The sequence below is a fragment of the Sulfitobacter sp. TCYB15 genome (assembly GCF_040435955.1).
Taxonomy (GTDB): domain Bacteria; phylum Pseudomonadota; class Alphaproteobacteria; order Rhodobacterales; family Rhodobacteraceae; genus Sulfitobacter; species Sulfitobacter pontiacus.
On record NZ_CP159194.1, the window covers coordinates 183,265 to 208,249 of the forward strand.

Genomic DNA, 24,985 nt, shown 5'->3' on the forward strand with positions numbered 1-24,985 from the left:
GATCATGTACCGCCACCTCATCGCCGCTGCTCTTTTGGTCGTTCTGGCTGCCTGCCAGTTGCCGAAAGATCCCGAAAACACCACTGATATTGTGGAAGGTGCCGTGCTGAAGGTCGGCGCGTTGCAAGATCCGATGCCGGATCAAGACCTGCAGGCGGTGACATTGATCGCCGCGGCACTGGATGCGCAAATCGAATGGCATCGCGAGAACCCGCACCAGATGCTTGACGCGCTTGAGGGGGGTGATCTGCATCTGCTGGCGGGCGGGATACCGAAAAATTCACCGCTGACAGAGCATACGGGCATGACCAACCCCATCGGATATGTGACCGTCGGGGCCGACCGTCCCGAACGGGTGTTGCTGCTGCGGCGCGGCGAGAACCGGTTTCTCATGCGGTCCAATATGGCGCTGCGTCCGCTGACGCGGGAGGCGCAGGAATGAACCGCTACCCCCCGCTGCCGCAAGAGATCGCCGACAAAATCGCGAAAGCGCGTCGGTTGGAATGGTGGACGCTGTTCTGGCTGGTCACGATCATTTTCGTGATGTTTCTGGTCATGGGATCAAGTCAGGCGATGCAGGCGGCGTGGATCGAAGACACGCTATCGCTGTTGCCGCCGATCCTGTTCCTGATCGCCGCGCGGCTTGAACGGATGCCACCAAGCCCGAAGTACCCCTTTGGCCTGCACCGCATCGGCACCCTGGCCTTTGCCCTCTCGGCGGCGGCGTTGACTTTGATGGGCGGCTATCTGGTGTATGACGCGGTGGTCACGTTAGTGCGGCAGGAACATCCCACCATTGGCAGTATCGAACTGTTTGGCACCGAGATCTGGATGGGCTGGTTGATGGTGGCGGCATTGGTCTTTTCGATTATCCCGCCGGTGATCTTGGGCCGCAAGAAGCTGGCCATCGCGCCCGACATTCAGGACAAGGTGTTGCATGCGGATGCTGACATGAACGCCGCAGACTGGAAGACCGGCGTTGCGGGTATTCTGGGCATCATCGGTATCTCGATGGGGTTCTGGTGGGCCGATGCCGTAGCTGCCGGGCTGATCGGGTTGGACGTGTTGAAAGACGGTGGGCGCAATCTGCGTATCTCGGTCGCGGAGCTGTTGGACGGTGCGCCGCGCAAGCTTGGCTCTGCCGAGCGTCAAGATCTGGCGGATCGTGTTCAGAAAGGCATGGACGGCGCGCCCGTCGTCAAGCTGCGCGAGGCCGGACGCTATCTGCACGTTGTGATCGGCGACGACGACGAATTGCTGCCCGATGCGACGCGCGCCAAAGAGCTGGTCGGCGAGGATGACGCCTGGCGCGTGGTCACCCTGAGCGTGAAGCCTGAAAACTAGGCTGCCGCGGGACCGCTGGAATTTTTTCTGCATTTAGTCGTGTTTTCAGCGACGGAATTTTCAGGGCCCACGTTAAATGGCTTAATGACCTGATCTGGATAGTTGGAATAATGCGGAAATTTGTGAGTTTGCTGGTGGCCGTCGGGCTTTTGTTCGGGGCTTATGCCATCACCTTTGGCCTGCCCGGCACGGATGCCACAAGCGAGGCGGCGCAGCCTCAATCCGCGGCGGGCGGGCGCCCTGCAGGTGGCCCCCCTGGGGGCGGACGTGCACGGGGGGCGACTTCGGTGGTGACGACCGCGCTGGAACAACGCCCCTACGAGGTGACTTTATACGCGACGGGCACAGCATCCTCTTTGCGCAGTGCGGATGTGGTGACTGAAACCGCCGGTACAGTGGTCGAAACCCGGCTGACCGCGAACCGCGACGTTGAACAGGGCGAGGTCCTTGTGCGGTTGGATGCGCGGACCCAAGAGCTGAACCTTGAAATCGCGCGCGCCAATCTGCAGCAGGCGACCGATACGGTCGACCGCTATGACCGGCTGCGAGCCGGTGGCAATTCTACCATTACCGATGTCGCACAGTCAGAGGCGCGCGTGGCGCAGCAACTGGCCGATGCCGAAGTGGGTCTGGCCGAAGTCGCGCTGGAAGACCGCACGATCCGCGCACCCATCTCGGGGCGTCTGGGGCTTAGCGAGGTTGAGGTCGGCGATATCCTTGGCGCCAATGACGTGATTGCAACGATTGACCAGACCGAAACACTGGTGGTCGAATTCGAACTGCCCGAACGCGCCATTGGCGTGCTGGGGCAGGCGCATGAGGTGCTGGTCTCTACCTCTGCCTTTGTCGGTCGGTCGATCACCGGAGAGATCCTTTCTTTCGACAGCCGGATCGATGCGGTCACGCGCTCGGTGACGGTGAAGGCCAAAATAGACAATGCGGAACGCATCCTCTGGCCGGGCATGACCTTTGCGGTGCGCCTGTTGCATGAAAGCGAACCGCTGCCGGTCTTACCGTCTACAGCGGTGACGTGGTCGCGCATGGGTGCTGCGGTTTGGGTCGATGACGGTGGGACCGCGGTGCGGGTGCCGATCACGATCCTTTACCGTAAAAACGAATTCGTCTGGGTCGAGGCCGACATCGCCGATGGCGCGATGGTTGTAACCGAAGGCGCGCAAAAACTGCGGGATGGGGCGAAAATCACCGCGGTCGGTGCCGAGACCGAAAAGGCACCGTCATGAGCGATACCCCTGCAAAGCCCCGTGGCGGGCTCGCCGATCTATTCGTCTCGAGGCCGATTTTCGGGATCGTCATCAACCTGCTGATCCTGATCGCAGGTCTCGCCGCGCTTGTGGCTGTGGACGTGCGGGAAATGCCCGACGTTGACCAGCCGGTTCTATCCGTGCGCACCACCTATGAAGGCGCGGTGCCCGCAACCGTCGATCGTGAGGTGACGCAGGTGCTTGAGGATGCCCTGAGCGCGCTTGAGGGGTTATCTTATATGGAATCCACCTCGACCACGGGGTCGAGCCGGATCACCATTGATCTGTCCGAAGGCACCGATGTCGATGTCGCGGCAAATGAGGCGCGCGAGATCGTTTCGTCCACGTCGCGTGACCTGCCCGATGATATCGAGGATGATCCGACCGTGACCAAAAGCGACAGCAACGCGGATGCGATTATTCGGCTGGCGCTGATGGGCGACGCGAGCCTTGATGCGTTGACCGAGCTGGCCGAGGGCGTCGTCTATGACCGGCTGTCCACTATCGACGGCATTGCAGAGGTCACCCTGCGCGGCGAGCAACCCAACGAGTTCCGCGTGACGTTGGATATGCCCGCGTTGCTTAGTCGGGGGATGACCCTGTTCGATGTCTCTGACGCACTGGCAGCGCTGCGCGATGACACGCCGCTGGGATCGCTAGATTCAGATGCGCAAACCTTGGCGCTGCGGGTCGGCAACGCGAATGTCACCGTTGATACCGTGGGCCAGATCCCGATTGATGCGAATACGCGCGTTTCTGACGTGGCGTTCGTGCGGCTGCTGCCGGAAGAGGACGCGGTACTGACCCGCGTGAACGGGCAGACCGCCGTCGGCATGGACATCACGCGGCAATCCGTGGGCAACACGCTGTCGATCTCGGAAGATGTTGCCGTTGCGGTGGCTGATCTGCAATCGGCGCTGCCTGACGGTGTTCGCCTTTTCGTGACCTCTGACGACGGGACATTCATCAGAGGATCCTTGACCGAGGTGATGAAATCCATCGCTTTGGCGACGGGGATTGTGGTTGTGGTGATCTTTGCCTTTCTGCGTTCCCCCCGTGCGGTGATGATCCCGGCGGTGACCATTCCGGTGTCGCTGGTGGGCACGGTCGCCGCGATCTGGCTGACGGGGTTCTCGGTCAATACCATCAGCCTGCTGGCGCTGGTGCTGGCGACGGGGATGGTGGTGGATGACGCGATTGTCGTGATCGAGAATATCGTGCGCAAACGCAAACAGGGGATGGGGGCTTTTGCTGCCGCTGCGGCGGGCACGAACGAGGTGTTCTTTGCCGTCATCTCTACCACCGCGACGCTGGCGGCGGTGTTTATCCCGATCTCTTTCCTGCCCGGTCAGGCCGGTGGGGTGTTCAGCGAATTCGGCTTTGTGCTGGCCTTTGCTGTCACGCTGTCGTCCATCACCGCGCTGACGCTGGCACCGGTTCTGGCGGCCTTTCTTGATCCGGGCAAATCCGCGCTTGAGGCAACGGCAAAGCCGCAAGGCTGGGCCGGGCGGATGTTTGACACGGTGATGGACAAAGCCATCCGCATGCCGTTGGTGGTGCTGGGGGCGGCGGGGGCCTTTGTGATTGTGGCGGCGGGGGCGGCGGGCACTTTGCCCTCTGCCATCACGCCCGACGAGGATCGCGGGTTCTTTCTGGTACAGGCGCGCGGTGCCTCTGATACCACGATCGACTACCTTGATACCCAGGTTGATCAGATCGAAGAGATCCTGACCCCCTATCAGGAAAGCGGCGAGGTTACCTCGGTTCAAAGCATCGTTGGCGTGGGCGGTGGCACCAGCGCCTTCATCATCGTGCGGCTCGATGACTGGAGCAATCGTGACCGCAGCCAATCCGCACTGGTCGCCGAGATCAGCGGCAAGTTGGCGCGAGTGCCCGGCGTTCAGGCCTCTGCGCGGGGGACAAACAGCCTCAATATCCGCGGCGGCGGGCAGGGCTTGCAATTCGCGGTGACAGGCAAGGATATCGCGGCGATGACCACGGCAACCGAGGCTTTGGTCGCGGCGATGGCGCAGGATGAGGCGTTTTTGAACCCGCAACTTTCCAACGACGCGGTGCAGGCGCAATACGAGGTCCGCGTTGATCCCGAAATGGCGAGCGTCTTTGGCCTGACAGAGGCCGAGATCACCCAGACCATCGGCGTAATGACCCAAGGCAAGGTCGCCGTCACCGTCTTTGCGGACGAGATCGAGACAGATGTGAATGTCGTCCCCGGTGGCCCGCCGATCGATGACCCGTCTGATCTTGATAACATCCAGCTGCAGTTGCCGGGCGGTGCCTATGTGCCCCTGTCCGCGGCGGCAGAGCTGGTGCCCGTGGTCAGCCAGTCCACGCTCGAACGGCAGGGCGGGTCGCTGGCAGTGTCGGCGCAGGCGAACCTGAACGACGGTATCGATCTTAGCGTCGCGATGACCCGTCTGACGGCGATTGCCGATAGCGTTCTGCCCGACGGGATGGGGATCATCTTTACCGGCGAGGCGGCGACGCTGAGCGACAGCCAGACAGAGATGTATATGGTGTTCGGCGTCGCGTTGGTGGTGGTGTTCCTTGTGCTGGCCGCGCAGTTCGAAAGCATCGCCAGTGCTGTCGTGATCATGCTGACCGTGCCCTTTGGTCTGGCGGCGGCGCTTTTCGCGATCTCGCTCAGCGGTGGATCGTTGAACTACTACAGTCAGATCGGGCTGGTGATGCTGATCGGGGTGATGGCGAAGAACGGTATTCTGATCGTCGAATTTGCCAACCAGTTGCGCGAGGCGGGGCAGGATATCGACAGCGCCATCCGTGACGCGCTGCGTCTGCGGATCCGCCCGGTGATGATGACGATGGTATCGACCGTCTTTGGCGGCTTGCCGTTGATCCTGACCTCGGGCGCGGGGGCCGAAGCGCGCATCGCCGTGGGCTGGGTGATCGTGGGCGGGCTTGGCTTTGCTACCGTCTTCACCCTGTTCCTCACGCCGGTGTTCTACCGCTATGTGGCGGTCTGGGGGGCAGAGCCGGGGATGGCGTCAAAACGTCTGACCCGCGAGGCGGCGGTCTGACGAAAACCGCGGGGCCGGTCGCAAAGAACCGGCCCCGCGTTGGTATGCTTATGACGGTGCGAAAAGGGTGTTTGCCCCTTCGCCCCGCAACAATCAGTCGATATGGGTGACCAGCGTTTCCGCCGACTTGCGTACCTTTTTCATCGGGGCCAGCCAGTCAGATTCCGCGTCGCGGTAGCCCAGAGGCAGCAGGATCACCGACCGCAGGCCGCGCTCTTTTAAGCCCAGAATCTCGTCTACCTTCGCTGGGTCGAAACCCTCCATCGGGGTGCTGTCGACCTCTTGTTCCGCGGCGGCAACCAGTGCCACCCCAAGCGCGATATACGCCTGACGCGCGGCATGGGCGTAGTTTACCTCGGCATCGCGGGGCAGGTAGTTGTTTTTCAGGTTCTCGTAATAGGCGCTGAGCAAGGGCAGGTCGCCACGGGCTTCGACATTCAGATCGGTGACCGCGTCGATGCGGTCTTTGGTGTAGTTATCCCACGCCGCGAATACCAGCAGATGTGAACCTTCGGTGATCTGGGTCTGGTCGCTGGCGGCTTTTTGGATCTGCGCCAGCTTGTCGGGGTTGGTCACGACCAGCAGCTCGAAGGGCTGGGTGCCGCTTGAGGTGGGTGTCATGCGGATGGCTTCGACGATGGTGTCGACTTTTTCCTGAGGGACTTTCTTGGACGGGTCCATCTTCTTGGTCGCATAGCGCCAGTTCAACTGCTCTAGTAGGGTGCTGGTCATCGTGATCATCCTGTTTTTGGCCGCTCGGGGCGGCGTGTGTACCGGCGCGATGTAGGAATCCCCGCGCCCCAACACAAGGAGACCGGCGCAATTCGCACCGGTCGCAGTTGGTGTAAGGGCGTCAGGTCAGGGTCAGATCGACCGGCCCGCCCCGTCCCAGTAGGGGGCACGCAGGCGGGGTTTGAAGATCTTGCCGCTGTCTTCGCGGGGCAGGGCCTCGTGGAAATCGACAATCCGTGGCGCTTTGAAACGGGCCAGTTTGCCGTCAAGGAAATCAAGCACCTTCTGTTTGTCGGCGGTGTGCCCGTCGGCCAGTTCAACCGCCGCGACGATCTGTTCGCCAAATTCTGGGTCAGGCGCGCCAAAGACGGCGACATCGCGGATGAAAGGCGCGCGCATCAGCACCGCTTCGATCTCGGCGGGAAAGATATTGGCCCCGCCCGAGATGATCATGTCTTTCTTGCGATCCGTGATGAACAGGAACCCGTCCTCATCCACCGACCCCAGATCCCCGACAGAGAAATGCCCGTGCTTTTCAGCCGAGGCGCGGCTTTCGGGATCGTTGGAGTAGTCGAACCCGCCGAAGGCATCCATGCGGGCATAGATCTCGCCCACCTGACCGGCGGGCAGCTCGTTCCCGTCGGGGTCAAGGATCATCAGCGTGCCGCCCATCTGCATCCGCCCTGCGGTGCCGGGCCGTGCCAAAGCGTCTGCCGAGGATACCATCGTCATGAACCCGATCTCTGTCGCGCCGTAGCTTTCCCAGAACACAGGCCCCCACCAGTCGATCATCGCTACTTTCAGGTCATGTGGCCACGGTGACCCCGTCGAGACGCAGAATTCCACCGAGGACAGGTCGTATTTCGCCTTCACCTCTTGGGGGAGCTTCAGCATCCGGCTCATCATGGTGGGGACCAGATAGATATGAGTGATGCGCTGAGCCTCGATCGTGGCAAGGAAGCTTTCCGGGTCGAACTTGGGCGCGACAAAGGTCGATACGCCCGGGGTGACCAGCGCGGCAGAGGTCAGCGTTGACGGCGCCGAGTGATAGATGGGCGCGGCCGTAAAGAACCGCGAGCCGGGTTTGAGCTGCAACATCTCGGTGCCTACGCGCGAAAGCACCTCTTCAAAGTCGCGCTTGGGCCCGCCCCCCAAACGCCGCACGCCCTTCGGTTTGCCGGTCGAGCCCGAGGTATAGCGCATCAGCGGGCGCATCATCTCGCGCGGGGTGATGGGGTCGGCGGCATCTACCAGCGTGGACCATTCCGGTGTCTCGGGGTCGGTCTTTGCGGCGGCATCATCAATGCCATAGGCTTGACGCAGCGCGGTATCAGGGGTGACCGCGATGACCGTGCGCCCTTCAAGGGCGGGGCGCAGCGCGTCGATCAGGTCACGGTGGATGATCACGAACTGCGCGCCGCTGTCGTCACAGATGGCGCCGGCCTCTTCTGCGGCGGCGTGCCAGTTCTGCGCCACGATGACCGTGCCGGCCATGGCCGCAGCGCGCATAACCTCGAGCTGGGTCAGATCGTTGCGCATGATCAGCGCCACAGGCACATCCGCCCCCGCCCCCAGACGCGTCAACGCCGCAGCGCCCTGCGCCGCGCGCTGTTCAAACGCCTCTCGTGCAAGCTTGCGATCAAAATCCGCAATCACCGTATCCGACATTAGATGTACTCCCATCGTGCCAATGCCCGCCCGCCACCTTCGGGCGCGCAGGTTGTTTCGTTCCCTTACGCTAAGGTAACCTTACTTTGGGGAAGGGTCCATCGGGGGCCCGTGCGCGACGTTACGGCAGAGCGGATTTCTCTTAGGTGAATCGGCACTTGACGGCTATACCGGAAATATATTCTGTTTTTCACAGATGTCTTGGGAGGGATAATCGTGGATGTACTGATTTCGGTCGTCTTGCCGCTTGGCTTGGCGTTTATCATGTTTACCTTGGGTGTCGGGCTGACACCTGCGGATTTCGCGCGTGTCGGGCAGCGGCCGCTTGCGTTTTTCATCGGGGCGCTGAACCAAAGCATCCTGCTGCCGCTCGTGACCTTTATCTGTGTGCTGGGCTTCGGCATCCGCGCGGAAATGGCTGTGGGGTTCATGATCTTGGCGGCCTGCCCCGGTGGGGTGACCAGCAATGTGATCTCGAAGCTGGCGAAAGGGGATGTGGCGCTGTCGGTGTCGCTGACGGCGGTGATCAGCCTTGCCAGCGTGGTGACCGTGCCGCTGATTTTGGGCCTGTCGATGGGATATTTCATGGGCGATGCCGCGCCCGAGATCGACATCACCAAAACCGCTGTCACCATGTTTGCCCTGACGGTGGTGCCTGTCACGCTTGGCTTGGGGGCGCGGGCGATGGCCCCCGCCGCGATGACCCGGGCCGAGCCTAAGCTGAGCGCGGTGGCGACGATCCTGTTTGCGGTGATCGTGCTGGCGGCGCTGGCGGCGAATTGGGCGCTGTTTGTGGAAAATATAGTGGTGATCGGGCCCGCGCTGCTGGTCTTGCTGGCCGCGCTGACCACCATCGGCTTTGTTGTGCCGCGTCTGCTTGGTCGGTCGGTGACCGAGGCCAAGACCATCTCGGTCGAGACGGGGGTGCAGAACAGTACCCTGGGGATCGCCGTCGCCGCGATCATTGTTGGCGGCGAGGGTGGCTTCACCGCCTATGCGCTGCCGTCGGCTGTTTATGGTATCCTGATGTATCTGATCATCCTGCCCGTCGTTTTGAAATACCGCCGCATCGGCACAGCGTAAGGAGCTTTGCATGAACACCTCTGACGTTATTATCGTGGGCGGCGGTCTGGCCGGACTGGTCGCCGCAGCCGAACTGGCTGATCGTGGGAAACAGGTCACCCTCATCGATCAGGAACCCGAAGCCTTTCTGGGCGGGCAGGCTTTCTGGTCCCTTGGCGGGCTGATGCTGATCGACAGCCCCGAACAGCGCCGGATGGGCATCAAGGACAGCCGCGAACTTGCGCTGCAAGACTGGATGGGATCGGCGCAATTCGACCGGCCCGAAGACGCGTGGCCGCGCAAATGGGCCGAGGCCTATGTCGATTTCGCCGCAGGCCCGATGCGCAGCTGGTTGTACGATATGGGGATGCGGTGGTTTCCCGTCGTGGGATGGGCCGAACGCGGCGGCAGCTTTGGGTCGGGTCACGGCAATTCGGTGCCGCGCTTCCATCTGACCTGGGGTGTTGGGCCTGGAACAATGGAACCATTCGAACGCCGCGTGCGGGAACATGAACAGGCCGGTCGCATCACGCTGAAATTCCGCCATCGCTGTTCGCATATCATCATGGAAAACGGCGCCGCGGTCGGTGTCTCGGGCGAGGTGCTGGCGGCCGACGGGGCATCGCGCGGGCAAAAGACCAACCGTGATATCGTGGGCGATTTCGAACTGCGCGCGCCCTCTGTCGTTGTCACCTCCGGCGGGATCGGCGGAGATTTCGAGCTGGTGCGCAAGTCATGGCCGACGGCACGTCTTGGGCCCGCCCCGAAAGAGATGATCGCCGGTGTCCCCGCCCACGTCGATGGCCGCATGATCGCCATCAGCGAGGCGGCGGGCGGCCAGCTGATCAACAATGACCGCATGTGGCACTATACCGAGGGCGTGAAGAACTGGGATCCGATCTGGCCCAACCACGGTATCCGTATCCTGCCCGGCCCGTCGTCGATGTGGTTCGATGCAAAGGGCAACCGCTTTCCCGCGCCGTCGCTGCCGGGGTTCGACAGTCTGGGGTCTTTGAAGATGATCCTTGATACGGGCTTTGATTATTCGTGGTTCATCACGACGCAGAAGATCGTGAAAAAGGAATTTGCCCTGTCAGGGTCAGAGCAGAACCCCGATTTCGCCGACAAAAGCTGGGTCAAAGTCTTGCAGCAACGTATCCTGAACAAAGCCGCGACCCCCGCCGTCGAAGCCTTCAAGGAGCATGGCGAGAATTTTGTCGTCGCCCAAACGCTGCCCGAGCTCATCGCCAAGATGAACGGGATGGAGGGGAATGATCTGTTGTCCCTTGAAAAGATCGAAGCCGAGATCAGGGCCCGCGACATGCAGGTCGATAACAACTTCACCAAAGACGCGCAGATCATGGCGATCCATGCGGCGCGGAACTATCGCGGCGACAAGCTGCAACGCACGGCCAAACTGCACAAAATCCTCGACCCTGAAAACGGGCCGTTGATCGGGGTCAAGCTGAACATCATCACGCGCAAAACTCTGGGCGGGTTGCAGACCAATCTTGACAGCCAGATGCTGGATGCCTCTGGCACGCCGATCCCGGGGCTGTTCGCGGCGGGCGAGGTCGCCGGTTTTGGCGGCGGTGGGTATCACGGGTATAACGCGCTTGAGGGAACGTTTCTGGGCGGCTGCATCTTTTCGGGGCGGCAGGCGGGGCGGGCGGATACGATCGCCTGACCCGCGCGCGCTAATCCGACAGGTATTGCGCCAGATAATGCTCAAGCACTTTGGTCAGCTCTTGCGAATAGGGGCGAGAGCTGCGCCGATCCGCCTGCGCCGCGACCAGATCCTCCATCGCAAGGGAAATCTGGATCGTGGTCTTGGCCACCACCACGGGATCGCCGCCCTGAAACCCGTCGGCACCGCTTTCCCATCTGTTGCATAGAAAGCGGACCAGATCATCGTGGTCGTCATCCTCGATCGCGAGCGGCCCGCGTTTCGTCGCGAAATGCAGCAGCAGCGGGCGGTAGTAGGGATGCCGCGCCAGATAGCTGCGCTGCACATCCAGCACAGCACGCAACCGGTCCCGCCATGTCGTATGGGCGTGTACATCATCAAGGCTTGCGAAAAGCTTGGCGCGTAATTCATTGGCGGTCTGCGAATAGAGCTCAAGCAGCACGTCATCAAGCGTGGGAAAATACCGATAGATAGAGCTGACAGGCACCTCGGCACGGGTCGCGATGGCGGTGGTGGTGAGGTCTTGCAACCGGTTCTCGGCCAGCAGCGCGGCCGTGGCGTTCAGGATGACATGCACGCGGGTCACCGCACGCGACTGGCGCGGCGTTTCACGGGTCCGTAGGGGGCCAAAGATGATCGGGACCATGGGTTTCCCTTTCTGCGCAGCGATGCGGGTTTCGGCAGTCCCTTAACGATAGGGGCGCAGAACCCCAAGCGTAAAGAGAGACGCTGCATCAAGCGACTGCCACGGACTGATCAATCAATCACATTTTGCGATTATTTTGATAATTATAATCCGTTGGATTGATGTATCGGAATGGCCGATAGTGCACGGGACACGACGATACTTAGGCACGCTATGACTGATACGACCCTCTCTGACCTTGTTCACGCCGATAAAACCACGCCATCGATCTGGCCGGGTCTGGCGCTTGCCGCCATGATCGCCGCGCTGGCCTTTGCGCTGCGGTATCTGCCGGGGGTGGGGATGCTGAGCCCGTTGATCCTCGCGATCCTTCTGGGCATGGCGCTGCGCAATACACTTGGCACACCCGAGGTGGCGAAGGCAGGGCTTGCGATCAGTATGCGGCCGGTGTTGCGGGCGGGGATTATCCTGATGGGGTTGCAGCTGACGCTGGGGCAGGTTGCGGCTGTCGGCTGGTTAGGGGTCGCGGTGATCGCGCTTTCGCTGGTGCTGACCTTCGGGTTCACCACATGGCTGGGCCGCGTGCTGGGGGTGGATGCCAAGCTGACGCAGTTGATCGCGGCGGGCACGTCGATCTGCGGGGCCTCTGCCGTGATCGCAACCAATACCGTCACCCGTGGCCGCGACGAAGACGTCGCCTATGCGGTGGCCTGTGTGACGATTTTTGGCTCGCTCTCCATGATCCTGCTGCCCTTGGCCGAAAACTGGCTGACCCTTGGCCCGCGCGGCTTTGGCCTTTGGACCGGTGCGTCGATCCACGAGGTCGCCCAGGTCGTTGCCGCCGCCTTCCAGCGCGGAGAGGAGGCCGGCCAGTTCGGCACGATTGCCAAGCTCACGCGGGTGATGATGCTTGCCCCGATGATCCTGTGTCTGGGGGCCTTTGCCGCGCGGCGGCGTCAGGGGCAAAGCGGTGGCGGCAAGGCCCCGATCCCGTGGTTTGTTTTCGGGTTCATCGCGATGGTCGGCGTGGCCTCGACCGGTTGGGTGCCGCAGGCGGTGCTGGCCCCCGCGACCGCTGTGACGCAATTTTTGCTGGCGATGGCGCTTGCGGCGATGGGGCTTGAGACTGATCTGCGCAAACTTGCCGCGGCGGGGGGGCGTCCGGCCTTGCTGGGGGCGGCGGCTTGGGTCTTTATCATGGGGGTCAGCCTTGCGCTGATCATCCTGACGGGGGCCGCCTGATGACACTGGACCAGTTGCGCATTTTCGTTGCCGTGGCAGAGCGTGAACACATGACCCGCGCCGCCGAAGCATTGAACCAGACCCAAAGTGCGACCAGCGCTGCCATCGCCGCGCTGGAAGAGCGTCATAACCTGCGCCTTTTTGATCGTATCGGGCGGCGGATTGTGCTGACCGATGCGGGGCGCGATTTTCTGAGCGAAGCCCGTGCCGTTCTGGCCCGCGCCGCCATCGCCAGCCAGCGGCTGGATGATCTGGCGGGGGTGAAACGCGGCAGGCTGCGGCTTGCGGCAAGCCAGACGGTCGCGAACTACTGGCTGCCCGCGGTGATCGCGCGGTTCCGCGAGGCGCACCCCGAGATCGCGCTGACAGTGCGGATCGGCAACAGCGACGACGCCGCCCGCGCGGTCGAAGCGTTGCAAGCTGACATCGGCATTATCGAGGGGGACTGCCAGCTCACCACACTCCGCGCTAAGGCGGTGACAGGGGATACGCTGCGGCTGGTGTTCCCGAGCGGTGCCGCGGGGGACGATCTTTCGCCTGAACGCTTGCGGCGCACCCCTTGGATCCTGCGTGAAGCAGGGTCAGGCACGCGCGACAGTTTTCTTCAGTGGCTCGGGCGGCAGGGTCTGGGGCTGGAGGATCTGGAGAGCACGCTAGAGCTTCCGTCAAATGAGGCGGTGTGCAGCGCGGTTGAAGCGGGCATCGGTGCCGCGCTGCTGTCAGATCTGGTGGTCCGCCGGTCGATCGAGGCGGGGCGGATGGTCGACGTGCCCATCGACACCCCGCAACGACAGTTTCACATCCTGACCCATGCCGAACGCCAGCCAAGCGCGCTTGAGGCCCGGTTCATCCACCGCGCCGAGACAAGCGCATAAGCGCGCCTCCTAGATAAGCTTCTGCCGCGCATCGGGGACAGTGGCGGGCGCCATCTTGGCGGCCTGGATCATCGCGGTTTTACCCCGCCACGCGGGCAGGCGGATGACGGCGCGGCTGTGATCCGCTTCTGCGTGGACCTCGAAATCGCCGCCGTGCATCTCGACCAGCTTGCGGGTCAGGGGCAGCCCCAGACCCAACCCGCCCTTGGTCGCGCGGTGGTCCAGCGACCCGCCCACGACAAAAGGTTTGTAAAGTTCGGCCAGTTCGACATGGTCGTCGAAACTGCCGTTGTCCCGCACCGAAATTTCGATATTCCCGTCCATGTCCTGAAACGTCTCTAGCGTGATGTCGGTGCCGCCGTGCATCACGGCATTCAACACCAAGGCTGTGACGGCAAGCTCGATCTGCTCGGCGTCCACATGCAGCGTATCCAGCATCACAGTATCACGAAGCGTGACCGTTTTGGCCGCCGCATCCGTGGTGGGGAACTGCAACCCTGCAACCGCGCTCAGGATCGCGGCAAGGTCGCAGTTTTGTTCGTTCAACCGCAGCTCGCCGGTGCTGGCGTTACTATAGGACAGGATCGTTTCGATCAGTTTCGTCAGGTGATCCACCGACCGACGGGCCGAATGGATCAGCGTGGGGTTGGTGCCGGCGCTTGCTGTCGCCTCCAACAGCTTGAGACTGCCGAAAAGCACGGTCAGCGGCGTGCGCAACTCGTGCCCGACCAAGGTCAGGAAGGTTGATTGCGCGGTTTTGTCCTGCTGCACTTCGGGGGCTTCGGGTTGGCTCCGCTCCAGTGCGGCAACGACGATACGACCCAGATCGGTGAGCAGGGCAATCTGCTTTTCCGAAGGGTATTCATGGGGCTTCAGGTCCAGCGCACACAGGCTTCCAAAGCGGTGACCGGAGGACAGGATAAGCGGCACACCGGCGTAATAGCGCGCCTCCGGCCCACCCTTGGCGACCATCGGGTGCCGTTCAAAGCGGGCGTCCTTGCTGAGGTCGGGCACGATCATCGGCGCGTCGGACATAATGGTGTGCGCACAAAAACCGGTGTCCTTGGGCATCGGGTCCAGATGCATGCCCACAACGGATTTATACCACTGGCTGTCCTCTTCGACCACGCTGATATGCGCAATCGGGCAGTCGAGCAGGGTGCGCGCCGCCTCGCATATCGTGTCAAACAACGCTTCGTTTTGTGCGGTCAGTCCCGGAATATCAAAAACGGCGCGCAGGCGGGCTTCTTCGTTAAAGGGGATCGGATAGGTTCTCATGCGGGGCTCCTTGGCTTTGGGTCAACTTGGTTAACAAATTAGGCATTCCTGCGGTCGCTTCGTGTCAGGACGGGGGGATAAGTAAGGTATGTTGACGTGACGGAAGTCGCGGCGGGCCGCCCACACATATGGTGGTTTCCAATCGCGGCGTTCCCTCCTATCGTTGCATCAATACGCAGGGCGAAGGGGGCGGAACGATGACATCCCACGGGCATGATCACAACGGCGATCATTCACATCTGACAGAAACCGAGGCGCGGGTGAGGGCGCTGGAAAGCCTGCTGAGCGACAAGGGCTATATCGACAGCGCGGCGGTGGACCGGATCATCCAGACTTACGAGACCAAGATCGGCCCGCGCAACGGTGCGCATGTGGTGGCGAAATCATGGGTAGAGCCGGAGTTCGAGGCATGGCTGCGGCGCGATTCCTCCGCAGCGATCCATTCGCTCGGGTACCATTCCCGTCAGGGCGAGCATATCGAAGCGGTGTTCAACTCGGACGAGGTGCATCATCTGGTCGTCTGCACGCTGTGCTCTTGCTACCCGTGGTCGGTGCTGGGGCTGCCGCCGACGTGGTATAAATCGCCTCCCTTCCGGTCGCGGGCGGTGATTGATCCGCGTGGGGTACTGGCGGAGTTCGGCGTGACCCTTGATCCGGCAACGCGGGTCGAGGTGCATGATTCAACCGCCGAGATCCGCTATCTCGTGATCCCGCAGCGCCCCGCAGGAACCGAAGGCTATTCGATGGAACAGCTGGCCGACCTGGTGACCCGCAATGCGATGATCGGGACAGGGCTGGCGCGCGCGCCGCAGGTGGCATCATGAACGGCGGCGCGGACCTTGGCGGGATGATGGGCTTTGGCCCCGTGGTGCAAGAAGAGGACGAACCGCTGTTTCACGCCCCCTGGGAGGCCCGCGCGCTTGGTATCGTTGTGGCGCTTGGGGCCTGTGGGCAGTGGAATATCGATGCTGCGCGATCCGCGCGCGAGGATATGCATCCGGGCGATTATACCCGCACGCCCTATTACGCGATCTGGCTGAAAGCGGCCAAGCGGTTGATGGTGGAAAAGGGGATGCTCACCGAGGCAGAGATCGCGCAATCGGTGCCGCTGACCCCCGCCGCGCCGATCAAACGCAAGCTTGCTGCCGAAGATGTCGACGCCATGTTGGCGGCCGGTGGTCCGGCGGACCGACCCGCGACAGGGACTCCCGCCTTTGCCGTCGGGGATCAGATCAGAACGATCAACAACCATCCCGCAACCCACACCCGTATGGCACGCTATGCCCGCGACAAGATCGGGACGATCACCAAGGTGCACGGGTTTCACGTCTTTCCCGATAGCAATGCGCAAGGGCAGGGCGAGAATCCGCAATGGCTGTATCAGGTGGCCTTTTCGGCGCGCACGCTTTGGGGCGATCAGGCGCGCGCGGATGACAGCGTGACTCTTGATCTGTGGGAACCCTATCTAAGGACCGTATCATGACCCTGCCCGATCTTTCGCTATTGCCCGATATTGCGTTGTCGGATGATGAACCGGTGTTTGACGCGCCGTGGCAGGCGCAGGCCTTTGCGATGGCGGTGTCCCTGCATCAATCGGGGGCCTTCACATGGGCAGAATGGGCGCAAGCGCTGACCGCAGAGGTGCATTCAGGGACAGAGCGTGACTACTACCAGCACTGGCTGACCGCGCTGGAAAAGATCGTGGCGCAAAAGCAGCTGACAACGGCGGACGAGCTGGCGGCATGTAAAGACGCATGGCACGAAGCGGCGGCGCGGACGCCTCACGGGCAAGCTATCACGCTGTGAAGGGCTCCGGCGCAGGAAACTCCGCGCCGGAGGCGATGTCTTAGCGGCCGACCCAATCGGGCAGGAACATCACGATATCGGGCACGGCGATCAACGCCGCGACGATCAGCAGATCAACGATGACGAACCAGAACACGCCCTTGAAGATCGTGGACAGCGACGCGGTATTGCCGACCACACCTTTGATCACAAAGACATTCATCCCCATGGGCGGCGTGATCATCCCGATCTCGAGCAGCTTGACCAGCACCACACCGAACCACAGCAGGCTATAGCCCGTCTCTTCGACGATGGGCAGAACGATAGGCAAGGTCAGCAGCATCGCACCGACGGGCTCCAGCATCATGCCAAGCGCAAGATAGACGCAAACGATGCCGATCATGATCAACAGCGGCGCGGCACCAAAGCCCAGGATCGCATCGGACAGCGCGTCCCCGATCCCCGACAGCGCCAGAAAGCGTGTCAGCAGGCTGGCCCCCACGGCGATGATCAGCAAAGCGGCGGTGGTGGTCAGTGTTTCGGTGATCGCCATGCGCAATGCCTTGAACGTCAGCGTGCGGTACAGCAGGGCGACAATGGTCGACAGCATGGCCCCGATGGCACCCGCTTCGGTCGGGGTGAACGCCCCGCCAAACAGACCCGCGAACACACCGATCACGATCAGCAGCACCGGCCATGTCTGACCCAATGCCTTGATCTTCTCTGTGCGCGTCGCGCTGATCTGGACCGGAGGTGCAAGATCAGGGTTCATCTTCACCCGCACGAGGATCAGCACGATATAGGCGACCAGCGTGATCACCCCGACCACCAGCCCCCCCAGGAATAGGGCACTGACAGACTGCCGCGAAATGATGCCGTAAAGGATCATCAGGATCGATGGCGGGATCAGGGCACCAATGGTCCCCGCCGCGGCAACGGTGCCCGTCGCGAGTTCGGGGCTGTACCGGTGACGCACCATTTCAGGCACCGCGATTTTACCCATCGCCGCAGAGCAGGCGACCGACGATCCGGTCACAGCGGCAAAACCCGCGCAGCCAAAGACCGACGCAATCGCAAGGCCGCCCGGCAGGCTCGACAGCCAGATCTGCGCGGCGTTGAACAGCCCTTGCGTCAGCCTTGTGTGATAACAGATGAACCCCATGAACAAGAAGGCGGGGATAGAGCTCAGCACCCATGAATTGGCAAAGCTATAGGGCACGATCCCGAGGCTCCCCCAGGCGATGTTCCAGTTGAACATGGACCAAAGCCCGCCAAAGGACACGGCGATCAGCGAGATGCCGATCGGGATACGCATCAGGATCATCGCCAGCAGGATCGCGATAAAGATGCCTGCGATTTGTAACTCGGTCATTGTGCGTCTCCGCCGGCTAGATAGGGGTCTTCAACCTGCAAGGCGTTCAACCCGTGGGGGCGGCCGGTAAGGTGACAGATGAATTTCCACGCGGCGACGATCGACATCAGGCCAAAGCCCAAGGGCAGCGCCAAATAGGTGGGCCATGTGGTCACCTTGCCGCCTGCCTCGATCGAATAGGAGCCGCCGATAAATTTCGCCAAAGCCTCGTCTCCGGTGCGGATCGCGACGGTGGCGGTCACGATGCAGGTCAGCAGCAAGGCCAGCCCCGCGAGAAAGCTTTGTACTTTGGTGGGAAACCTTTCGACCAGCAGTTCAACCGCGATGTGGCTGTCGTTTTGCTCCACCGCGGCGAGAGGCAGAAAGGCGATCGCGACCATATAAAAGGCCGAGACGTAAAGAATAGTAGAGTTCAGCGGCGTATCGAACGCAAAGCGCATGACCACGTCGATGGTGACATGGGCAACCAGCATCAGAACAATGATACCAGCCAGCGAAGCGGTCAACGTGATCACCGCAGAGATCACTGACGCGATAAGTTTCATCGGAGTATCCGTTTGCAAAAGGGGCCGTCGGGGGGCCACGCGCATCGGCGCGGCACCCCGTTGTGATCAGCGGATGGGCGGCTTACTGCGCGTAAGTCGCTGGGTCCACTTTGGAAATCACCTGATCCCAGATCACTTGGTTCAACGCGTCAGGGCTGTCCACGTCGACCACCAGATCGTTCCACTTGGCCAACAGGGGCTCGAAATCGGCGGCGATTTCATCGGCCCGCGCAACGTCGTAAGTGTCTTTGAACAGGGCGGAAACGGTCTTGAGGTCCTGACGGCTGAATTCCTTGACCGCTGCCAGCAGCTCTGCGTCGGGTTCGTGGATGTTGATCCCGGCCCCACGCGCATGTTCGATCGCCGCGGCATCGTCAGTGTAGAAGTTCCATGTGGTATGCGCCGTCATCTGGCTGCCACCCCACAGCAGGGCTTCGCGCGATGCGTCGTCCATGCCCTTCCAGCGGTCCGCATTCACATTCGCCGAGGAAACGCCCGCAAAGACACCGCCCGGTACGGCCAGCGTGATGTCGGTTACGACCTCGTGCAGGTTGTAGTTTGTCAGCTCGGGCGCGGACAGCATGGCGCAGTCGATGATGCCTTGATCCAGCGCTTCATAGGCTTCGGAAACGGGCAGACGCACGCCTTGGGCGCCGAAAGCTTCGGCGAAGCGCACGAAACCCGCACCACCGGCACGCAGACGCAGACCGTTCAGATCCTCGACGGAGGTGACTTTGACGTCCTTGCACAGCAGGTTGTACAGCGGTGTCACGCCGCCACCGGTATAGACCTGATTTTGTGCGCTATATTCTTCCAGACACTCGGGGCATTTGGTGAAGGTGTATTCGACCATCGCGCCGGTGAAGGCCAGCGGCTCTTTACCTGTGGGTTTTTCAACAAGGTTCACCAGCAGGTTCATCTCGTGCAGGAAGAGGTTGGTGGAATATTCCGCCGGGTAGTAGGGCGGCAGCACAAAGCCGACATCCGCCAGACCGTCGCGCACACCGGGCGAGGTTTCAGGCAGGCTCAGCAGGGACATCGCGAAACCGGTTACGTCGACTTCACCATCAGAGCGTTCGGCCACGGCTTCGGCGTAGGCGTCAACGGCCAGACCGATGGCAGAGTTATTCGGATAGCCATAGGCAAAGTTCAGACGCTCTTTCGCGCTGGCCTGACCGGCGATGGCAACAGCAGCGACCAATGCGGTGACTGCGACGGATGATTTATAAGTCATGTATGTCCTCCCAAACATATATTTCGGGTCACGCAACCGCGCAAAACGCGTGGTTGCTCCCTTGATTATCGGTACTCGGTACAGCGTCCATTCCCACGGTCTGATGTGTTGAGCCTATGATTTGACGGTCCAACATTCCGAGTAGTATGTTACTCTCGTAACAGGGCGCGCAGGTGTCAATAGCTGTTGGTGATGTAAGTGCGCTAACGGATAATTACGGGGGGTCCGCTGACGCAACGGCTTGTCACAACCGTTTTTTTCGGCTCAGTATTCACGCCACACGGGCAAAACCCCCGTTCTTTACTGCGCACCCGCTGTCAAAGGCTGAACCGAATGGACGAACACATCGATGACGACACGCTGACGGACGCCACCGAGGGGGCCGCACCCAAGCACGACAGCCGCCGCGAGATCATCGAGGCGGCGGCGCAGTGCTTTATGCTCAAGGGGCTCGACAAGGCGACGATGGACGATATCGCCGATGTTCTGGGCGCGACCAAGGGGCGGGTGTACCACCATTTCCGGTCCAAGAACGCGATCTACTTCGCGGTATACCGACAGGCGATGCAATATTGTTTTGACGCGGTTACCCCGCTGATATCATTGGATACTTCCAGCATCAGCAAGCTTGAATTGATGGCCCATGCCCATGCGCGGGTGATGATGGATACGCTGCCCTATCAGCGCAGTATCCGCTTGGGCGTAGAGGTTTATTTGCGCGGCTCCACCACCGAGGCAGAGCGCGGCGTGCTGCGCGAGCTGATTACCCTGCGCAACGACTATGAAAATCTCTACCGCGAGGTGCTGCGCGCGGGTGTGGCGCAGGGGGAGCTGGACGTGCCGAGCATCGAAATCGCCAGCCGAGCGTTGATGGGTGCACTGAACGGGCTGGTTGACTGGTACCGTATCCGTCCCGATCAATCCGAGGGGGAGCGTGACGCGCTGGCCCGCGCTTTGGCGCATGCCGTGGTGCATGGCACCACGGCATAATCCGTTTTCCTAGGCCGGTTTGGCCGCCGCATCCGCACGGCGCTCTTTCGCGAGATAGGTGTGATATAGCGCCGGCACACCGATCAGCGTCAGAACAGAGGCAAAGCCCAAACCGCCCATGATCGTCACCGCCATCGCGGCAAAGAACGAATCGGCCAGCAGCGGCACCATCCCGAGGATCGTTGTGACCGCCGCCAGAACCACTGGGCGCAAACGGCTGACACTGGCGGTGACAATGGCGTCGTGCTGGTTCAGGCCGTTTTCTTTCTGCACGTCGATCTCTTCGACCAGAACAATGGCGTTCTTGATCAACATACCCGACAGCGACAGCAGCCCCAGCAGCGCGGTAAAGCTGAACGCCAACCCCGAGAACAACAGCCCCAGTGCCGCCCCGTTGATCGCCATGGGCACGATGGTCCAGATCACCGCGGTCTGGCGCAGTTTGCCGAACAGCAGGATGGTGATCAGCAACATGGTCCCGAAGCTCAGCGGCATCTGCTTGCCAAGCGAAGCCTGCGCGTCGCCCGCGTTCTCGAACTCTCCGCCCCATTCAAGGGTATAGCCGACCGGCAGTTCGATCGCCTCGATCAGCGGGCGGATCTGCGGGAAGACGGTGGGCGGGGTGACGCCTTCGATGACGTTGGCCTGTACCGTGATCGTCTGCACGCGGTTGCGCCGTTCGATCACCGCGTTTTCGGCGGTTACCTTGAACCCGTCGATCACTTGGCTCAGCGGCAGGTAGTCCCCAAGCGCGGCAGAATAGACGATCTGGTCGGGCAGCTGCCCATTGCTCGCGGATTCCGCACGCGGCACCCGCACGATGATGTCGATCAACCGGTCCCGTTCGCGGTAGGTGCCCGCGGTGATCCCATTGGTCGACAGGGCAATCGCATCCGCCACATCGCTGCGCCCAATGCCCACGGCCTGCGCACGATCCTCCGCATAGACGGGACGGGTCACAAGCACTTTCTCGCGCCAATCGACATGTTCGGTATGCAGCAGCGGGGTCGCGTCACGCAGGATATCTTCTGCCTGATCGGCCAGATCGCGCAGCACTTCGGGGTCTGGCCCTGAAAAACGCGCCTCGATATCCGACCCGCCACCGGGACCGAAAATGATCCGCTTGGTCTGCACCTCTGCCCAAGGCAGCGCGTTGATCGCGAACTGGTCAAGCTCGGCGCGCAGGGCGGGGATCGCATCAGCCGAGGTGGCGCGCACCACCAGCTGCCCGATCGAAGGGTCGCTGTCCCCGGGCGTGTAGGTCAGAACATAGCGCGTCAGACCGGCACCGATGGTCGTCGTCACAGTGTCCACGTCGTCGCGCGCGAGCAGCCAATCCTCGATCACCGCAAGATCGCGGGAGGTCGACTGGATAGAGCTGCCCTGCTCTGCCTTGTATTCAAAGTAGAACAGCGGCGTGTTGGACGCGGGGAAAAACTGCTGTTTGACCTGACCAAAGATCATCACACAGGCCACCGTGGTGCCGATCAGGCCGGCAAACACCAGCCAGCGGAACCGCAGCACCAGCCGGACAAGGTTGCCATAGCTGCGGAAAATCGGGCCGTTATACCCGCTGTCGTCATCCGCCAGCCCGCCGATCTTCAGCATATAGTGCCCCAGCAAAGGCGTCACAGTCACCGCCACGACCCACGACATCAATAACGAGATCGCGATCACCGCAAAAAGCGAGAACATGAATTCGCCCGTGGCGTCAGGCGACAGACCGATCCCGGCAAAAGCCATGATCCCGATGACCGTGGCCCCCAGCAGGGGGATCTGCGTATTCTGCGCCGCTGTATCCGCGGCGGCGACCGAGGGCCGCCCCTTGCGCATTTCTTGCTGCATACCCTCGGCGATGACGATGGCGTTATCCACCAGCATCCCCATGGCGATGATCAAGGCCCCAAGGCTGATCCGTTCAACTTTGACGCCGAACAGATACATGAAGAAGAACGTGGCCAGCACGGTCAGCAAAAGCGATACACCGACAACAACCGAGGCGCGGACCCCCATGAACAGCGCGAGCACCCCGATCACCACGCCCACGGACATGGCAAGAGACAAAAGGAAGCTGTTGTTGGCTTCATCCACGACGCGGTGTTGTTCGTAGATCGGCGTGATCTCTACCCCGACGGGAAGGAAGGTTTGCAAGGTCTCAAGCTGCGCTTCGACGCGTTTGCCAACCTCGACGATATTTTCCGATTCCAGTCCCGAAACGCCAAGGGTGAAGACCTCTTGCCCGTCTTGACGCAAAAGGTGGTCGGGGGCGTCCACACGGCCCCGCGACACGGTTGCCACGTCCAGCAGATTCAGCACCTCGCCCTGAAAGCCGAAGGTCAAGGCGCTGATGTCATTGACACTATCATCGCCCGAAGGACCGTCGATCCGCAGGTTGGTATCGCCAGTTTCGACAAAGCCGGTGGGGTTGATCGCTGTGGATTCACTGATCGCGCCGATGATCACGCTGGGATCAATGCCAAGCTGTGACATCTTTTGCGACGACGGTTCGACAAAAATCGCCTCTTCCGGCAGCCCGTCGATATCGACATTGGCAACACCGTCGACCGTCAGCAGGTCACGCCGGATAAAGGTCGCGATCTCCCAGATCTCGGAATCCGAAAAGCCGGGGGCGGAGACGGCATAAAGGATACCGAAAACATCGCCAAAATCGTCGTTCACCTGTGACGGATAGGCCCCCGAGGGCAGTGAGCTTGCCGCGTCAGACACACGATCCCGCAGATCATCCCAGACCTGTGGCAGCTCGGTCCCGTCGTATTCATCCTGCATCTCGACTTCGATGACCGACAGCCCGTGGGTATTGCGCGAGGTGACGGTCTTGACCTCGTCCATCTGCTGGATTTCAGCCTCTAGCACCTCAGAGATTTCGGTCGCCACCTCTGCCGCGCTGGCACCGGGATAGGCGGTGGCGACGATGGCGGATTTCAAGGTAAAGCTCGGGTCTTCCAGCTTGCCGACCGACAGGTAGCCAAACACACCCCCAAACAGGGCAAAGAGGATGAAAATCCACGTATAAAGCGGATTTTCAATGGAGAAACGTGCGATTTTCATAGTTTACTCGATGCTCAACCCGTTGAAGGGGCGCACGGTGTCGCCCTCGCGCAGCAACTGTGTGCCAGCGCCAACAACCAGGGTGCCCGGTTCAAGCCCCGTGGCGATGATATCTGTGCCGGTATTCGAGGACACGTCGACGTTGACCCAGCTGACCTGACCCTGTTCGCCGGTCTCGTCGGGGGTATAGACCATGACCCGCGCCTGATCGTCCGCCATGACCACGGCAGAAGGGGGCAGGGTCGTTGCAGTGTCGTCACCAGCCGCGATCCGCGCGGTGACGCTCATCGATGCGCCGGGGATCAGTTTGGGCGTGACCCGATCAGAGGGGAGCGCCAGCGTCACGCGGTAGCTTTGCCCGATGCTTTGCGTTTCGGCGTTGAATTCGCGCAATTCAAGCGGCACACCACCGGCAAACAGCGGCGACGTGCCGGTAAATTCGACGTCAGCCGCATTTGAATACATCTGGAACATCTGCTCGGGAACGTCGATCTCGACCCGCACTTCCGACATGTCATGCAGTCGCACAATGGCCTGACCCGGAGAGACATTGGCATAATTCGGCGTCAGACGCGAGGCGACCAAGGCGCGGAAAGGGGCGATCAGCGTTGCGTGGTCCAGCGCCTCGCGGGCCTCGCTCAATGCGATCCGCGCCAGATCGCGGGCGGTTTCCGTATCCTGCGCCTGTGCCGTGGAAACTGCATTGCTTTTGGCCAGCGTTTGCGAACGTTCGAAATCCCGTTCGGCTTGGGTCAGCTGCACCTCGGCACGTTGTACCGCGCGTTCAAACGGCACCGGGTCCAGCGCCGCGATCTGCACGCCTTCTTGCAGGAACTGCCCTTCTTGTGCGTCGAACATCACCATGCGGCCGCCGACCTCGAACGACAGGTCCACTGTTTCCAGCGCTGCGATCTTGCCGAAAAAGACCCGCTGCACCTGCGACGCGGCGCCGCCCGCCTCTATCAATTTGACCGACCTGATCGGCGCGGGCGTGCCCGAGGGGGTCAGGTCGTCTGCGTCCTGTGCAACGAGAGGCGTCGCAAGGGTGGCGCATAAAAGGACGGAAATCAGCTGCTTCATGTCAAAGGCCTTTCGAGTACTGGGCGGTACTTACGCGCAGTGACGTACAGTTCAACCC

The 24,985-nt window shown here is 61.5% G+C and carries 21 protein-coding genes; 12 read left to right on the plus strand and 9 right to left on the minus strand.

Features of this window, described 5'->3' with window-relative positions; all coding sequences use genetic code 11:
* Window positions 1–4 precede the first annotated feature (4 nt).
* From ABM428_RS15310 to ABM428_RS15325, 4 genes are all read left to right on the plus strand, one after another.
* Window positions 5–442 carry an enoyl-CoA hydratase gene (locus ABM428_RS15310; RefSeq protein WP_353628376.1) on the plus strand — a complete coding sequence of 146 codons (438 nt, stop codon included), beginning with the start codon at window positions 5–7 and terminating at the stop codon, window positions 440–442.
* Complete coding sequence (locus ABM428_RS15315; protein WP_353628377.1) at window positions 439–1,344, plus strand: cation transporter; 906 nt, start codon at window positions 439–441, stop codon at window positions 1,342–1,344. The genes ABM428_RS15310 and ABM428_RS15315 overlap by 4 nt, the downstream gene beginning before the upstream one ends.
* Window positions 1,345–1,454: 110 nt before the next feature.
* Entirely contained in the window at window positions 1,455–2,585 is a 1,131-nt protein-coding gene (locus ABM428_RS15320) for an efflux RND transporter periplasmic adaptor subunit (protein WP_005848724.1), read from the plus strand.
* Window positions 2,582–5,662: an efflux RND transporter permease subunit gene (locus ABM428_RS15325; RefSeq protein ID WP_353628378.1), complete on the plus strand. Its 3,081-nt coding sequence runs from the start codon at window positions 2,582–2,584 to the stop codon at window positions 5,660–5,662. The genes ABM428_RS15320 and ABM428_RS15325 overlap by 4 nt, the downstream gene beginning before the upstream one ends.
* Before the next feature lie 93 nt (window positions 5,663–5,755).
* Here the strand turns inward: ABM428_RS15325 and ABM428_RS15330 are convergent, their stop codons facing one another.
* Together ABM428_RS15330 and ABM428_RS15335 are read right to left on the minus strand one after the other, a co-directional pair.
* Window positions 5,756–6,403, minus strand: coding sequence for an NAD(P)H-dependent oxidoreductase (locus ABM428_RS15330; protein ID WP_288960228.1), 648 nt, complete (start codon window positions 6,401–6,403; stop codon window positions 5,756–5,758).
* 123 nt (window positions 6,404–6,526) lie between these two features.
* Entirely contained in the window at window positions 6,527–8,077 is a 1,551-nt protein-coding gene (locus ABM428_RS15335; protein WP_353628379.1) for an AMP-binding protein, read from the minus strand.
* Between the two features lie 201 nt (window positions 8,078–8,278).
* Between ABM428_RS15335 and ABM428_RS15340 the strand changes: the two genes are divergently transcribed.
* Both ABM428_RS15340 and ABM428_RS15345 read left to right on the plus strand, forming a co-directional pair.
* Window positions 8,279–9,145, plus strand: coding sequence for a bile acid:sodium symporter family protein (locus tag ABM428_RS15340; protein WP_005848719.1), 867 nt, complete (start codon window positions 8,279–8,281; stop codon window positions 9,143–9,145).
* Between the two features lie 10 nt (window positions 9,146–9,155).
* Window positions 9,156–10,811 (plus strand): FAD-binding dehydrogenase, encoded by a 1,656-nt coding sequence (locus ABM428_RS15345; RefSeq protein ID WP_353628380.1) that lies wholly within the window; start codon window positions 9,156–9,158, stop codon window positions 10,809–10,811.
* A gap of 10 nt (window positions 10,812–10,821) precedes the next feature.
* Here the strand turns inward: ABM428_RS15345 and ABM428_RS15350 are convergent, their stop codons facing one another.
* Entirely contained in the window at window positions 10,822–11,457 is a 636-nt protein-coding gene (locus ABM428_RS15350) for a TetR/AcrR family transcriptional regulator (protein ID WP_005848717.1), read from the minus strand.
* A gap of 213 nt (window positions 11,458–11,670) precedes the next feature.
* Between ABM428_RS15350 and ABM428_RS15355 the strand changes: the two genes are divergently transcribed.
* Window positions 11,671–12,699, plus strand: coding sequence for a YeiH family protein (locus ABM428_RS15355; protein ID WP_353628381.1), 1,029 nt, complete (start codon window positions 11,671–11,673; stop codon window positions 12,697–12,699).
* Entirely contained in the window at window positions 12,699–13,574 is an 876-nt protein-coding gene (locus ABM428_RS15360) for a LysR substrate-binding domain-containing protein (RefSeq protein ID WP_353628382.1), read from the plus strand. Before ABM428_RS15355 ends, ABM428_RS15360 begins: the two co-directional genes overlap by 1 nt.
* Window positions 13,575–13,583: 9 nt before the next feature.
* Here ABM428_RS15360 and ABM428_RS15365 read toward each other — a convergent pair whose 3' ends face one another.
* The gene (locus tag ABM428_RS15365) at window positions 13,584–14,852 is read right to left on the minus strand and encodes a GAF domain-containing sensor histidine kinase (protein WP_353628383.1); all 1,269 of its coding nucleotides are present in this window, start codon (window positions 14,850–14,852) and stop codon (window positions 13,584–13,586) included.
* A 197-nt stretch (window positions 14,853–15,049) separates the two neighbouring features.
* Between ABM428_RS15365 and nthA the strand changes: the two genes are divergently transcribed.
* From nthA to ABM428_RS15380, 3 genes are read left to right on the plus strand one after another with little or no spacing between them, the layout of a single operon-like run.
* Complete coding sequence (nthA, locus tag ABM428_RS15370) at window positions 15,050–15,676, plus strand: nitrile hydratase subunit alpha (protein ID WP_353628384.1); 627 nt, start codon at window positions 15,050–15,052, stop codon at window positions 15,674–15,676.
* Window positions 15,673–16,335, plus strand: coding sequence for a nitrile hydratase subunit beta (nthB, locus tag ABM428_RS15375; protein ID WP_353628385.1), 663 nt, complete (start codon window positions 15,673–15,675; stop codon window positions 16,333–16,335). The genes nthA and nthB overlap by 4 nt, the downstream gene beginning before the upstream one ends.
* Entirely contained in the window at window positions 16,332–16,658 is a 327-nt protein-coding gene (locus tag ABM428_RS15380; protein WP_132998048.1) for a nitrile hydratase accessory protein, read from the plus strand. Before nthB ends, ABM428_RS15380 begins: the two co-directional genes overlap by 4 nt.
* A gap of 40 nt (window positions 16,659–16,698) precedes the next feature.
* On the opposite strand, the gene ABM428_RS15385 is transcribed toward ABM428_RS15380, so the two are convergent.
* From ABM428_RS15385 to ABM428_RS15395, 3 genes are all read right to left on the minus strand, one after another.
* Complete coding sequence (locus ABM428_RS15385) at window positions 16,699–18,009, minus strand: TRAP transporter large permease (protein ID WP_353628386.1); 1,311 nt, start codon at window positions 18,007–18,009, stop codon at window positions 16,699–16,701.
* Entirely contained in the window at window positions 18,006–18,554 is a 549-nt protein-coding gene (locus ABM428_RS15390) for a TRAP transporter small permease (RefSeq protein WP_009824216.1), read from the minus strand. The genes ABM428_RS15385 and ABM428_RS15390 overlap by 4 nt, the downstream gene beginning before the upstream one ends.
* Before the next feature lie 82 nt (window positions 18,555–18,636).
* Window positions 18,637–19,788, minus strand: coding sequence for a C4-dicarboxylate TRAP transporter substrate-binding protein (locus tag ABM428_RS15395; RefSeq protein WP_353628387.1), 1,152 nt, complete (start codon window positions 19,786–19,788; stop codon window positions 18,637–18,639).
* Between the two features lie 333 nt (window positions 19,789–20,121).
* Here ABM428_RS15395 and ABM428_RS15400 point away from each other — a divergent pair, with 333 nt between their 5' ends.
* On the plus strand, window positions 20,122–20,778 hold the full coding sequence (locus ABM428_RS15400) for a TetR/AcrR family transcriptional regulator (protein ID WP_353628388.1): 657 nt from the start codon (window positions 20,122–20,124) through the stop codon (window positions 20,776–20,778).
* Window positions 20,779–20,787: 9 nt separating this feature from the next.
* On the opposite strand, the gene ABM428_RS15405 is transcribed toward ABM428_RS15400, so the two are convergent.
* Both ABM428_RS15405 and ABM428_RS15410 read right to left on the minus strand, forming a co-directional pair.
* Window positions 20,788–23,847 (minus strand): efflux RND transporter permease subunit, encoded by a 3,060-nt coding sequence (locus tag ABM428_RS15405; RefSeq protein ID WP_353628389.1) that lies wholly within the window; start codon window positions 23,845–23,847, stop codon window positions 20,788–20,790.
* A gap of 3 nt (window positions 23,848–23,850) precedes the next feature.
* Window positions 23,851–24,927 carry an efflux RND transporter periplasmic adaptor subunit gene (locus tag ABM428_RS15410; protein ID WP_168593273.1) on the minus strand — a complete coding sequence of 359 codons (1,077 nt, stop codon included), beginning with the start codon at window positions 24,925–24,927 and terminating at the stop codon, window positions 23,851–23,853.
* Window positions 24,928–24,985: the final 58 nt, after the last annotated feature.